The sequence below is a fragment of the Bradyrhizobium barranii subsp. apii genome (assembly GCF_011516635.5).
GTDB lineage: Bacteria > Pseudomonadota > Alphaproteobacteria > Rhizobiales > Xanthobacteraceae > Bradyrhizobium > Bradyrhizobium barranii.
In genome coordinates this window covers 9,728,719-9,741,860 of record NZ_CP096255.1, presented here as the reverse complement: position 1 = coordinate 9,741,860, position 13,142 = coordinate 9,728,719, and the positions used below count along the sequence as shown (strand labels likewise).

The following is a 13,142-nucleotide window of genomic DNA, read 5'->3' as shown; positions in this document are numbered from 1 at the left end:
CCGCCCCTAGGGCAAATTGTCCCGCATCACGATGTCGATCCTGATCTTCTCCTGTTCGCGCAAGATCGGCTCGCCGCGCGCAAGCGCGAGCAGCACGCGCACGGCGGCGCGCGCTTCATGCCCGGGGTTCTGCGAGATCGCGGCATCCATCACGCCCTGCAACAGCAGCCGGCGCGTCAGTACGGTGCGTCGTGTCCGACGAATACCACCTGCTTGCCGCGGCCGGCATCGCTCAACGCTTTGGCGACGCCTTGCGTGCCGGCGCCGACGTTATAAAGGCCGACAATGTCAGCATGCCTGCCGAGCAGCTGCGCCAGGACCTGTTCCGAACGGCCGTCTTCGTCGCGCCCTTCCAGCACCGGCAGCACGCTGAGATCGGGGAATTCCGACGCCATCACCTGGCTGAAGCCGAAGGTGCGTTCGGAATGGTCGCGCAGGCCCTGCGAGCCCGCGACGATCGCGACCTTGCCGGACCGTTGGCCGACCAGCCGACCGACCAGCGCGCCGGCGGTGCGCCCCGCGGCAATGTTGTCGATGCCGACATAATGGTGGCGACGCGAGGACGGCACGTCCGAGACCAGCGTCACGACCCTGGTCCCGGCGTCGACGAGATCGTTGATCGCGGCGCGGACCCCGGGATGGTCCAGCGCCACCACGGCGACGCCGTCGTAATCGCCGGACAGCGCCTCCAGCGAGGCCGCGAGCACGGACGGGTCGAACACATCCGTGGCGACCACCTCGACGCCGAGGCGGCGGGCTGAGAGCCAGGCCGACATCTCGCCGAGATAGGCCTCGATCTGCTGCATGAAGGGGTTCGGCCCCGCCGGCATCACGAAGGCAAAGCGGCGGGCACGGCTGCGGGCGAGCTCGGCGGCGGCAACGTGCGGCTGGAAGGCGTTGCGCTCGATCGCCGCCTTGACCCGCCGGACCGTATCGGGCCGCACGCCCGGGCGGTTGTGCAGGACGCGGTCGACCGTCGCGAGGCTGACGCCCGCCTCGCGGGCGATGTCCTTCAGCGTCAGCGCGGTCGCGGTGAGAGTATCGGCCATGGCTGAAGGTTATCGAGGTGTTTTGAGGTGCGCAACTCATTTTGAGGCACACGACGATGTTTTCGCGCCCGGGTTAACACCGCGCGGCCTCAGCCGCCGGTCAGGTCGAGCGTCAGGAACAGGCTGTTGGGATCCTCGACATACCCCTCGAACGGGCCGCAGAGCACAAAGCCGCGCGCCTGATAGAGCGCATGCGCGGGCTTGAAATAGTCCCAGGAGCCGGTCTCGAGGCTGAGCCGCTGCAAGCCACGCGCGCGGGCCTCAGCGATGATGCGGCGGAGCATTTGGCCACCGAAGCCGCGCCTCCGCGTGGCTTGCAGCGTGTGCATCGACTTCACCTCGCCATGGTCGGCCGAGAGCAGCTTCAGCGCGCCGGTGGCGACCAGCGTCTCGCCGTCCCAGCCGGTCCAGAACGCGACGTCGCTCGCGCGGAGCCCCGCGAGATCGAGCGCATGGGCGCTGCCCGGCGCGGTCTGCGCCCGCGCAGCCGTGACGTGATGGTCGAGCAGCGCAATGACGCGCGGATCGAAGGTATCGCCGGTGCGGACCTGCATCGTCACGGCCTCACCTCACTTGAAAGCCGCTTCTGCATGAGGACCATATCGAGCCAGCGGCCGAACTTGCAGCCGACCTCAGGCATACGGCCAACCTCGGCAAAGCCGAACGACGCGTGCAACCCGGTCGAGGCGGAATTCGAGGCCTCGATCGCGGCGACCATCGTGTGCTTGTTGAGCGCGATAGCGCGCTCGATCAGCGCGGCCATCAGGCAGCGGCCGACGCCGAGCCGATGATGTTGCTCGCCGACATAGACCGAATTCTCGACCGTGTGGCGATAGCCGGGCCAAGGGCGGAAATCGCCGAATGACGCGAAGCCGACGACGTCCCTGCCCTTCATCGCGACCAGCACGGGATAGCCGGCCGCTTGCCGCGCGCGCATCCACTCGCGCCGCGAGGCCAGATCAGCCGGTCCGTCGGTCCATACCGCCGTGGTGTTGATCGCGGCGTAATTGTAGATGGCCAAAATATCTTCGGCATCCTCCAGCGTGGCGTCCCGCACGATCAGCGACATCACATTTTCCCGTACGATGTGCCGCGCCGCGTGATGATGACGTAGCGCGCATCCTGTTTGGTTTCGTTCTCGAAGGTCACCGCCCGCATCACGTCGAAATCGAGACAATCGCCATCGCGCAGCCGCACGGTCTTGGCGTCGATATGCACGCAGACCGCGCCCTCCAGCATCAGCAGCTGCTGGGTGAACGCGTTGCGGCCCCAGGGGCTGTAGGAGACGCGCGCACCGGCCGGCAGGTCGACGACGATGATCTCGATGCCACTTGCCGCATCCGGCGGCGAGGCGTGCCGCCGACGGTAGCCGCTGTCGGGATCGCGCCAAAGCGGTTGGTCGGCAAGCCGCATCAACCGCTCCGGCGGTTTCTCGGCGAGCGCGACGACGTCACTGAGGGTGACATCGAGCGCCGCGCAGAGCTTGTTGAGCAGCGCAGCGGTGGCGCTGCTCTGCGCCCGCTCCACCCTCCCGATCATGGCCCGGCTGACACCGGAGCGCGTCGCGAGTTCGTTCAACGTGATGCCCGCCTGCGTCCTCAACGTCTTCAAGCGACGACCGATCGCACGGTCGAGTTTCTGCTGGTCCATGGCTTTCATCCGAATATTGCCCGACAGGAGGACCGCACCCATCAGGGCGGGAGAAGCTTAAGCCGGGCGGGGCGCGCATGCCGGATGCGAAGAGCTAATATATTAGAATTTTTGCGCGGCAAATTCCCTGGCGAATTGCCACAGCCCGCCTGGACATGGCGGGCTCGGCAAAGTGTCCTCGTGGAAATTCGCTAGACAAGAAAATCCGGCGCCGCGCCATGGGCTTGCGGGATCAAGGATCCAGGCGCGAGGTGAAGCGTCATCGCATGATGATCCGCATCGGTCAGTGTCAAAATACCGGTCTGAGCGTCAAATGCCGCGTTCACCGTGGTGTCGAAGCCATCCAGCACCAACGTTGTGCCTGGCGTATAGCCCGCCCTATTCGTGAGAGCGCGGTATTTTGGTCCGACTGGTGCATCCGCACACCTCCGCTGACGAGGCGCACAGGATTGCCTTCGGCTTTTCACCGCCTGACGACCGGTACTTTGCAACGCGCTTGAGGGATGGGTTGGGTGAACGCGGGCGGACGCCCCACCGGTCAAGGACCGAGCGGCAGCAGCGCGCCGGGCAAGCTGCGGATCAGGTCGGCTTCGGGACATGCCGCGGCGAACGCAAGGCGAATGCGGCTCTTGGTCTCGACAACCCGGGCGGCGATTTTCAAGAGCCGAAGACGCAGCGTCGCGAACTCGGCAGTGGCCAATTCCCGGACTTTGGGAATGGCGTCGCGCACGGTCAGCATCAGCCAATAAGCGGCGGTATGGAGAACGAGGCGGACTTGATTGGCGAGCGCCGAACGGCAACTGGTGCGATCGGAGGCGAGCTGCGTCTTATGCAGCTTGATCAGATTCTCGGCTTGGCCGCGCGCGCAATACAGGCTGTCGTAGATCCACTCGGCCGAGCCGACATCGAGGCTGGTGACGACGAAGCGGATGTCGAGGCCGAGCATCGTCGCCTCAATACGGGCGACGGTGCGTCGTTCGCGATCCCAGGACTTTGCCTTGTGGCGCGTCTCGGTATAGCCGCGCAGAACCGGCAGGTTCTCGATGGCGCGTCGCGTGCGGATGTCGTCGGCGACCGCGTCGACTTTTCTGGCGAGCGGCTTGGTGCCGGACAGACCGAAGATGTAGTCGATGCCGTTGGTCTCGCACCACGCCATTGCCTCCGGCCGGGCATAGTGCCCGTCGCCACGGAACGTAATTCGCGTGTTGTGCCACCGCGTCCGGATATGCCGTACCAGGCGGCGCAGATGGGCACGCACCTCGACGCCGCCCGGCGTCTTGCCGGGCCGCAGCACGACCGCCACGGGCCGGCTCTTCTCCGTGTCGTAGACGTGGATCGGCAGGAAGCAGCGTTCGTCATAATGAGCGTTGAACAGCGAGAGCTGCTGATGGCCGTGGACGACATCGCAGGTATCATCGATGTCGAGCGTGACGGATGCCGGCTCGCGCGGGTAGCTATCCATCCATGCGTCGACCAAAGTGTAGGTCAGTCGGATCACGTCGCGCAGGCGCGGAGCATTCTCCAGACGCGACAGCGTCGGTTGGGAACACAGATCGCGACCCGTGTCCGGCAGCCGTCCGCAGGCCAGCTTGAATGCCGGATCGGACCGCAGATGATCGAGGTCGTCGGCGTCCTCGTAGCCGCAGCAGATCGCGAACATGCGCGCGCGGAACATATCGACAAGGCTGTGCACGACCCGCGTCGGATCGCGCCGATCCGGGAACACCCGGGCCAAATTGTCGGCCAAGCCGAGACGCCGCTCGGCCATCGCCAGAAGCATCACGCCCCCGTTCGAGGTCAGCCGACCGCCATCGAAGGCAGCTGTGACTTTCTTGGCGTGAACGGCTGGAAACGAGAAGGGCAGAATCGTATCATCGGTCATGGCGGGCCTGGTGTTCGCGGCTGAAGGTGATGGGGTTGGCTTTGCAACCGAATCCTACGCCGCATCAGCGCTTTACACCACGCTCGCCAGCCTCTCAGGCGCCCTCTGACGAATAAGACGGGATAGTTTGAGATGACGCCGGATGTTTGTTTGGCATCGGGTCCGAAGACAAATGAGTCCGTACCCGTCAGAACGACATTGCTGCTTAGATTGCCAGTGACCACCAATGTCCCGTTGTTGACGTTGACAGCGCCAGTCCCGCTTAAATTATCGACCTTGAGCACGCCACTATCCAGGACAGTGCCGTTGTTGACGAGGTTGCCCGAAACATCCACCTCACTGCCGGCGTGGACATTGACGATGCCGCCATTGGTCAAGCCATTCCCGAAATCGATCGTGCCGCCCTGATCTGCGGTGATCGTTCCAAAGGTGTTGAAAACGGCGTCGTCGAAATCGAGCGAGGCATGCACGGCTTCGATCAGGCCGCTGCTGGTGACGGAATTGCCGGTATTCACCGCAAGCGGCTGGGACCCGTTCGCCTCGAGCGTGCCGGAGACGCCGATATCCAAGGTGAGGCTGTGATCTCCGTTTCCGATCGTGCCGGCGCCGTCGATCGTGCCGCCGTCAAGGTCGAGCGTGTGATGTGCACCGCTGTTCAGGATCGAGGAGCCCGGATCGAGCTTGATCTCGCCATTGCCGATGACCGTGGTGTCGCCGGTCAGGATGGCTTTCGCGAAATTGAAGAACTCGATCTTGCCGCCATTGTTCAGCGTGCCGCTGACATGCAGAGCGCTTGCGGCACTGTCGTCAAACACGGCGCCGGCCTTGAGCGTCACGTTGTTGAAGCTGTTGGCGCTGCCTGCAACGGATTCGATGAGTCCGCCTGATGTCGCATCCAGCGACGTCCCGTCGAGATGCACGTTGTCGAAGGTGATGGTGCCGCCATTGGCGACGATCGCACCGAGGGAACCGCCGAAGATCGTATCGTTCACGAACGCGAGCATCGCCTGGGTTTCGCTCAGTGAACCGAGATTGTTGATCGTGCTGTTGCTGATCACACCGGCGCTGGCGGTCTCGTGCAAATTGCCGGTCACGCTGATATTGATCGTGGCCCGGTCAATCGACGTGAAGCCGGTCGAGCCGGTGACCGTCAGAACGCCACCGCCGCCGCTGGTGTCATTCACGTCAGTGACCGTGATCGCGACGTTCTTTGTCGCGATCTCTGTCCCGTCGCTGACCGCGACGGTGACGTCGTAGACGTTGTCGTGGTTCGCGTCTTTCGGCGCCTCGAAGTCGGGCGCGGACTTGAACGTCACATCGCCCGTCGCCGACACGTCGAACAGAGCCGCGTCAGTGCCGGACAGCGAATAGGTCCGCGCGGGACTGTCCACATCGGTCGCCGCGACGTGGTAGGCAACGCCAGAGCCATTCTCCGCGAAGCTTGCCGTCGTGCCCGAGCTGATCACGGGCGCATCATCGATTCCCGTCAGCGTCACGGTGATGCCCTGTGTCCCGTAGAAGCCGTCGAGGACCAAGATGAAGATGTCGGTATGGGTCTGTCCGGCCGAGAGCGGAGCGATGTTGGCATGAGAGACATCATAGCTCCACGTCACCTTGCCATCGGCAACGTCGATGGTGGCCGTGAGTGTGCCGAGATTGCCGTCTTGCGGTGCCACCGCGACCGTGTGGGCACCGGCAAAGAAACCCGCCTGCGATGTCGAAACATGGGCAGCGCCATTGTCCGTCAGCTTCGCTGCGGTGAAGGAAGGCGTAGTAAGATCTCTTACAAAGATGTCGTAGGTATGGTTGGTATCGCCCGGCACCAGAATGCTGGATAAGGACTCGAATGCCACCTTGGTGCCATCAGGCGAGAACACGGGAAGCCGGCTGCCGCCTCCGAATTCCCACGGCCTGCCCCCATTGGTCGAGACGGCCGTGATGGCACCCGTGGCCAGGTCCTTCACATAGACGACCTGATCGGCATTGACACCCGGCACGAGATTGGTGGCACTGGAATAGAACGCAATCTTGGTGCCATCAGGCGAGAACACGGGTTCCTGGGCTTCGCCGTTGTTCTGCGGGACTCCGTCGGCATCGGTCGATACCAGCGTGACCGCGCCTGTGGTCAGATCCTTAATGACGATGTTGCCGATTAGGTTGTTAGAACTACCCGGCACAAGATTGTCGGCAAAGGTATAGAACGCCACCTTGGTGCCATCTGGCGAGAACACCGGGTCGAAGCTGCCGCGATCCCCACGAGCGCCGCTGGCGCTCTCCGACACCAGTGTGGTGGCCCCGGTGGAAAGGTCCTTGATGTAGATCTCGGTGGTGTCGCCGCGCACTGTGGCCGACCCGAACACGATTTTGGTGCCATCGGGCGAGAACGAGGGGGGGAAGGTAAAGCCATTCTCAAGCCCGCCGCCGCCGGGTCCTCCGTTGTATGGACTGGGCGCTATGAGCGTTATCGCGCCAGTGGTCAGGTCCTTCACGAAGATGTCGCGCACGTGGTCGGTATCATCAGGCACGAGATTGTCGGCATCGGAATAGAACGCAACCTTGGTGCCATCAGGCGAGAATATCGGGTTGGTGGTCAATAAGCCGTCCGCCTGCGCCCCGCTGGCACTGGTCGACACGCGCGTGACGGCACCGGTGGCCAGGTCCTTCACGAAGATGTCCAAAGCTTGATTGGTATCGCCCGGCACCAAATTGTCGGAGCCCGATGCGAACGCCAACTTGGTGCCATCGGGCGAAAAAACCGGCTGGTAGCTCCAGCCATCCCCCTGAACTCCGCTGGCATTGGTCGACACGAGCGTGATCGCGCCAGTCGTCAGGTCCTTCACAAAGACGTCGGGTGCGCCGTTGGTATCGCCGGGCACCAGATTGTCGGCATAGGATTCGAACGCGACTTTCGTGCCGTCGGGCGAGAACGCGGCCTGGAAACTCGCGCCATCCGCCTGCGCCCCGGTTGCGCTGGTCGACGCGCGCGTGAACGCATCGTCGCTGCCACCGCCAGCGGTGAAAACAGGTGCTGAATTTGTCATCAATGCCTCCGTTTGCCCGGCAACAGGCCGGGTCCGAATGTTTTGTTCGATGATCAGAAACAAGAACGCGGCGCCAATGAGTCCCTGCTGACCAAAGCAAGTTTAGTGCCCTTGGATGACGAACGCTTGATGCAGCCGGGCGGGATCAGACGGAGCGTCGTCGGCTGCCCCGCTGCACGACAAGCAATCAGACTGCACCAATAGTCTTTCACCGATGCGCATCCGCACCGGGCTGCGAGCGCGCATAGCACCCCTCAGGGTGATCTCGTGCCGTCGGGATGAATAAGCCGCTCCATTCTGAAATGCAGCGCGAGCGGTGATCCGTTACATCGCCAAGAATTGCCATCGCCAAAAATTGGCCACTTGAACCGACGCTGGGGAGACCGACGCCATTTGGCGGATCTTTGGCCCCTTCATGCTTCCGGATACGCCAAGATGAACGTGGCCAGGGGTCGGAGAAACATCCAACACGCCAAATCAGCGGCCATCAATTTTTGAATGGAGCGGGCGAAGGGAATCGAACCCTCGTATGCAGCTTGGGAAGCTGCCGTTCTACCATTGAACTACGCCCGCAATCCTTTGAGATTGCTTGTCTTTCGCGATCGAGCCGAATTTGCTTGGCACGATTTTGGCACGGACACGGCGGTCCGTAGACGGCATACTTAGACCAAACCGCGTCGCATTTTGCAATCTCGCAGGCAGGCAAAGGCCCGCTCGCCTCAAGTCTAACGCCACTGCGCGCCGGATTTCAGAGAGTGACTACAACCAAGTGCCTGTGGACACTCATGGGGAGCTCAAGGCGCCCATGTCGCTTGACCATCGAGGTGGACGGCGCAAACCATGTGTTTCCATGATTGGAGCGAGACGGGTCAGTCCACATCGAATGCGCGCCAACTGTTGGGGGCCGGGCAGTTGAAAGTAAATTATGCTTATATTACAGTGATTTAGGTTCTCTTAACGGAGGCTATGCTTTCCTGCCCGCTGAAGGCTCCCTGAATGTTTCGGGCGGTCTCTGCTGGCAGGAGGCAAGCATGGGCTCAGGAAATATCGTTCATTTACCAAGATCCAATCTCGCAGAAAGTGAGTTCGATCCTAATCTCTCTAAGCGCTTCACCGGCAGGGAAATGAAAGACGTCTGGGAGAAGCTCGACCGTGTTGCCTTGGAAGAGGTGCGCAAGCTAGTTCTTAAACACGAGCCCCATTTGGAGTTCGAACTTCAGGCGGAGTCGCTAGCGCTGAGGGTTGCTGAGCTCGCCGCTTTTTTTCTACGTCAGTCTGCCAAACGCGTGGTAACTCATGCTTCCGCAGAGGCATCAGTTTCAAAACCCGGGACCTAATTCCGGGTTTTTCTCTTGCGCTCAGCGTCTCCATCCAATTCTGTCGGCACTGTCACGCGAGACATCACAGATGCTTCTGGATGACGCTTGCCAAAGTCATCAATCGTGTCATCGTAAAGACGTAAGTAGCGCTTGTACATCGTCGCATCCGAAAAGCCCGCGAGCTCCGCTTTCTTTGAAAGTGCTACTCTCTGAGCATCTGTGTACCGCGGAATAGCTTCGATGGCGTCCTTAAGCTCCCGGCCTATCTTGATAGCATCACCCGAAGCAATATCTGCAATTCCAGCAGAGCCATCGCGCAAGCTCGCTGGAAGATCCACCACTTTGACTTCGGTCGAATCGAAGCCCAGCTTTCGTAGCTCGTCGAAAAACTTTGTCGAACGTGTCGCAACTACGGGCACTCCAGATGACAAAGCTTCTAATACGACCATTGGCTGCACTTCGCTCAACGACGGCAAAAGCAAAACGTCAAAATGGCGCATCGGCCGGTTGGCCCCACGTGGCGCTTGATCGGCATAAATCCAAACAAAATCCTTATTCGTCTCTCGCAACTGTCTGGCGCGATTCTGACAGGCCTCATATTCCCTCGACGCGGGCTGAAAGCGAAACTGCACGAACAAGCTGGCGTCACCCAGACCGTCTCCCTTTGAGTTCAAAGTTGACAGCTCATGCAGCAGCTGCAAGCCTTTGCTGTTCTCCACACGGCCGACAAAACCGATGAGCTTCTTTTCCGCTAGAATCTGCCCTTGTTCCGGAAGGTTCGTAATTTTGTCGACGTCCGCTCGAAACTTCCTCCGTTGAGCCAGAGTCGACGGGTAATACAGTGACTTCCGGGCGCCGTTTGATACGACCTCAAATCTGATGTCGTTTCTCAAATTTGGAATATGAAATCTTAGAGTCTGTCCGGAAAGATTACCTTGGATTGCATAGCTTTCGCAGCATGAGTCGGATGGAGGCCAGCTTGAGAAAGGCGAGCGCCCTGTGATTGAAGCATTCCCAATCTTTGGACAGTCTTCGGCATCGCCCGAGCCAGGCAAAGGTACGCTCGACGATCCAGCGTTTGGGCAAGACGACGAAACGGTGAGCCTGATCGGAGCGTTTGACGATTTCGAGGTTCACGCGCTTCAGAGCGCTACGCAGCCCCTTCTGGAAATGTGGCCCTTGATATCCGCCGTCGGCGTAGAGCTTCAGAAGAAAGGGATAGAGGCCGAACAACGTTGCCATCAGGAGCACGCCGCCGTCGCGATCCTGGATGTCCGCCGCATGCACGATGGCGTGCATCAAGAGGCCTTGCGTGTCGACGAGAATGTGCCGCTTCTTGCCCTTGATCTTCTTGCCCGCGTCGTAGCCATGGAGATCATGAGGCCCCCTTTTTCAGCGCTTTTCACGCTCTGGCTATCGATGATGGCGGCGGTGGGAGAAGCCTCGCGCTCGGCCCTTTCGCGACATTCGACATAGAGGGCGTGATGAATTTTATCGAGCGTGCCGTTCCAGCTCCACAGATCGAAGTAGCCATACAGCGTCGAGCGCGGCGGCAGGTCCTTGGGGATCGCGCGCCACTGGCAACCTGTGCTCAGGATGTACATCAGCCCGTTGGCAATCTCGCGCAGGTCCACCGTACGCTTGTTGCCGCCGCGCTTGGCCGGCGGGATGCGAGGCGCGATCAGCGCCCACTCCTCGTCGGTCAAGTCGCTCGGATAGCGCAGGCGGCTGCGGTCGTAGCGTGCACGGTTCTCGGTAGTCCACATTGGCGGCGCGTCCCCATCGAATCAGGCCGCTCACCTTGAATCACAACCGATTCATTCGACTCAACATGTTTTGGAACAGACACTTAGATCGTCGACCATGAAACTAGCCGGGACTATCACTGTATGCGCGCACTGGATGCAATGTTCTATATTTTCCCTGTTCGAAAAGGAGGGGACGCCGATCGGACACCGTTTCGGAAAGTAGTTAAACTGACAATGCAAATGAATAACGATTGGAACGTCGCGACTCAGGCTCCAGGTTGAGATAAACCGCGCATCAGCTAAATGATCCGGATTGTGAGAAACGACTAATGTTGGTGTGTCTGTGACATTCGGATATTGCCGTTGGCGTACGTCGTTCCTCAACAATGTCAGTCCGTGGAAGAGCGACAAGTCATAGACGAAATAGTCTTGTGCGTGTCTCTCGTGATCGCCGCTTGCCCTTCCGCTCGAGTGAGCGGAAGCGCCCGCACAATCTGGTTTGCGCTTTCCACGCAATCTCGCGCGCGCGTCTCGGTGCGGCCTCCACCTTTGGCTGCTTGTCTCGGCTCACGCGCGGCGGATATCGATAGCTCCAGGCCGCCTCCACAAGAATACGTCGCGCCCGCCCATTACCGGCTTTGGTGATGCCGCCTCGCTTGACCTTGTCGCCGGTCGAGTTTTCTGTGGGTACCAGACCCAGATAGCCCATCAGCTCGCGCGGATTTTGAAAGCGGGAGAGATCACCGATCTCGGCCAGCACCCCAACAGCCGCAATGAGATCAATCCCCCGCATCGCCTGCAGGGCCGCGACAACCTCGGCGAGCGACCACTCGGGTACCACCTCGCGGATGGCACCTTCCAAACGCTCCATCCGCTCACTTTCCTGGCGTATCCCCTCAAGTAACTCTTCGAATGCGATGCGCTGCTCGCGATGCTCGAGCTTCTGCGATATCAGCCATCTCATATGGGCTGGTCCCCACGTCGTCTTGCCCGGATAGATGCGTCCCAGCCGCAGCATCAATGACGAGATCTGTTGGCGCTTGCCCTGGAGGTCCTTCTTCACTGCCTGACGGGCGCGCGAGAGATCGCGCATGGCTTCATGCCGCTCGTCCGGCACCCACACCGCGGTGAGTTCGCCCGCGCGTAACAGCTTGGCGAGGCTTACTGCATCGCGTCGGTTCGTCTTCACGCGATCACCGGCCTTCTTCGGAATCAGCGAGGGAGCTACCACCAGGCACTCGTGGCTAAGGCTCTTGAGCAGCCTATAGAGACCATATCCTGTCGGCCCTGCTTCATAGCAAAACGTCAGATGACGGTATTTCGTTGCAAGCTTTGCCACGAGCTTTTGGATCGCCGCCTCCGTGGCAGGAAACTCCCCGAGATACCGGACCTCGCCGCCACGGCCGCTATCGGCAATTGCCACTGCATTACGCAATTTTGACGTATCGATTCCGACAAAGGCCTCGGTATGATGCTCCACGACTCGCCCTCCTTGTTTGAGGCTCTACCCGGTCCATCCGGGAAACCCTCGTTGCAACATCGAGGGTGAGTCGCCTCATTTTGTGGAGGGGACATACAGTCTAGTGGTGACGCCCGCGGGGAAGCGGAAAGCTGTCGCGCATCTCGTGGATGCCCACGGGATGAGCGAACGGCGGGCGTGTAAAGCCATCGGCTGCTGCCGCATGACGATGAGATACCAGACAACCCGGGCGGACGATGCCGGCTTTCGCCAGCGCGTGAGGGCGATCGCCCAGGAGCGCCGCCGCTTTGGCTATCGACCCTTCTGGATGTCTCCTGGACCAGCGGGATCGCCCCTGGGGCGATAATCTACGCGACCGGTTCACTTCAGTTTGTGGCGCTCGATCGAGCGCTCGATCGGATCATTGCAGACGCATCGAGCGATCCGAGCCTGAGACAATTGTCGATTAGCCTGGGGCTTGCAGAAACCTTCATGGGCACCAAATGGCGAGGTGGCAACACAGCATCAGAAATTCCTCAGGCTCGCGGCAATGGGCGTAAATGTTTTCGTATCCAGCGGGTGACGCCGGATCCAATCCGAACAGCGACGGGCAGACCGCCAACGGCCCGGCTCAGGCGGAATGTGCAGCTTCCGATGCGGCAGTTGTCGCGGTCGGCGGCAAAAGCTTAGGGCTTACGCGAGGGGACGGGACCGTTGCGCACGAGGACGTATTGGCCGGGCAGTGGAGGCGGCGACAGCATCTTCTTCAGCCGCCCTGCCTGGCAGAAAGGCGAAGGCGTACCGACCGGGAGCAAACGGTCGGTCCCTGATGTGAGTGCCGCCGCTGATCCAAATGAAGGGGCATTTTTGGTCCTGCATGGACAGCCCACCGGAATTGGCGGAACAAGTTGGGCCGCGCCCGTTTGGGCCGGCTTCTGCGCTCTCATCAATGAGGCGCGCCAAAAGGCCGGATTGCCTCCGCTCTCTTACTTGA

At 60.9% G+C, this 13,142-nt stretch carries 8 protein-coding genes, 1 tRNA gene and 4 pseudogenes; 2 read left to right on the top strand and 11 right to left on the bottom strand.

Annotation, left to right across the window (positions count from 1 at the left end; genetic code table 11):
* Positions 1-6 precede the first annotated feature (6 nt).
* From HAP41_RS46335 to HAP41_RS46300, 8 genes and pseudogenes are all read right to left on the bottom strand, one after another.
* Positions 7-1,049 (bottom strand): annotated as a pseudogene (locus tag HAP41_RS46335) (LacI family DNA-binding transcriptional regulator).
* Positions 1,050-1,138: 89 nt separating this feature from the next.
* A complete protein-coding gene (locus tag HAP41_RS46330; protein WP_166105361.1) occupies positions 1,139-1,603 on the bottom strand; it encodes a GNAT family N-acetyltransferase in 465 nt (154 codons plus the stop codon).
* Positions 1,604-1,605: 2 nt separating this feature from the next.
* Positions 1,606-2,118: a GNAT family N-acetyltransferase gene (locus tag HAP41_RS46325; RefSeq protein WP_166068635.1), complete on the bottom strand. Its 513-nt coding sequence runs from the start codon at positions 2,116-2,118 to the stop codon at positions 1,606-1,608.
* The gene (locus HAP41_RS46320) at positions 2,118-2,699 is read right to left on the bottom strand and encodes a helix-turn-helix domain-containing protein (protein ID WP_071917075.1); all 582 of its coding nucleotides are present in this window, start codon (positions 2,697-2,699) and stop codon (positions 2,118-2,120) included. The genes HAP41_RS46325 and HAP41_RS46320 overlap by 1 nt, the downstream gene beginning before the upstream one ends.
* Positions 2,700-2,890: 191 nt before the next feature.
* Positions 2,891-3,049, bottom strand: a complete 159-nt coding sequence (locus HAP41_RS46315) for a hypothetical protein (RefSeq protein WP_166068640.1) — start codon at positions 3,047-3,049, stop codon at positions 2,891-2,893.
* A 188-nt stretch (positions 3,050-3,237) separates the two neighbouring features.
* Positions 3,238-4,581 (bottom strand): IS1380 family transposase, encoded by a 1,344-nt coding sequence (locus HAP41_RS46310; RefSeq protein ID WP_166053720.1) that lies wholly within the window; start codon positions 4,579-4,581, stop codon positions 3,238-3,240.
* Positions 4,578-7,685 carry a VCBS domain-containing protein gene (locus tag HAP41_RS46305; protein WP_224580558.1) on the bottom strand — a complete coding sequence of 1,036 codons (3,108 nt, stop codon included), beginning with the start codon at positions 7,683-7,685 and terminating at the stop codon, positions 4,578-4,580. The genes HAP41_RS46310 and HAP41_RS46305 overlap by 4 nt, the downstream gene beginning before the upstream one ends.
* A gap of 436 nt (positions 7,686-8,121) precedes the next feature.
* Positions 8,122-8,195, bottom strand: a tRNA-Gly gene (locus tag HAP41_RS46300).
* A gap of 458 nt (positions 8,196-8,653) precedes the next feature.
* On the opposite strand from HAP41_RS46300, the gene HAP41_RS46295 reads away from it, so the two are divergent.
* Complete coding sequence (locus tag HAP41_RS46295) at positions 8,654-8,959, top strand: hypothetical protein (RefSeq protein WP_166068671.1); 306 nt, start codon at positions 8,654-8,656, stop codon at positions 8,957-8,959.
* Here HAP41_RS46295 and HAP41_RS46290 read toward each other — a convergent pair.
* The 3 genes and pseudogenes from HAP41_RS46290 to HAP41_RS46280 all read right to left on the bottom strand — a co-directional run.
* A complete protein-coding gene (locus tag HAP41_RS46290) occupies positions 8,956-9,834 on the bottom strand; it encodes a glycosyltransferase (protein ID WP_166068679.1) in 879 nt (292 codons plus the stop codon). The two genes, HAP41_RS46295 and HAP41_RS46290, sit on opposite strands and share 4 nt — an antisense overlap.
* A gap of 37 nt (positions 9,835-9,871) precedes the next feature.
* A pseudogene (locus HAP41_RS46285) lies at positions 9,872-10,707 on the bottom strand (IS5 family transposase).
* A gap of 433 nt (positions 10,708-11,140) precedes the next feature.
* A pseudogene (locus HAP41_RS46280) lies at positions 11,141-12,169 on the bottom strand (IS110 family RNA-guided transposase); the annotation flags it as partial.
* A gap of 103 nt (positions 12,170-12,272) precedes the next feature.
* Between HAP41_RS46280 and HAP41_RS46275 the strand changes: the two are divergent.
* Positions 12,273-12,467: pseudogene (locus HAP41_RS46275) on the top strand (IS3 family transposase); the annotation flags it as partial.
* Positions 12,468-13,142 lie beyond the last annotated feature (675 nt).

Coding starts and splice junctions, on each gene's coding strand:
- HAP41_RS46325 (WP_166068635.1), bottom strand. CDS start 2,118: ATGTCGCTGATCGTGCGGGACGCCACGCTGGAGGATGCCGAAGATATT.
- HAP41_RS46295 (WP_166068671.1), top strand. CDS start 8,654: ATGGGCTCAGGAAATATCGTTCATTTACCAAGATCCAATCTCGCAGAA.
- HAP41_RS46310 (WP_166053720.1), bottom strand. CDS start 4,581: ATGACCGATGATACGATTCTGCCCTTCTCGTTTCCAGCCGTTCACGCC.
- HAP41_RS46320 (WP_071917075.1), bottom strand. CDS start 2,699: ATGGACCAGCAGAAACTCGACCGTGCGATCGGTCGTCGCTTGAAGACG.
- HAP41_RS46330 (WP_166105361.1), bottom strand. CDS start 1,603: ATGCAGGTCCGCACCGGCGATACCTTCGATCCGCGCGTCATTGCGCTG.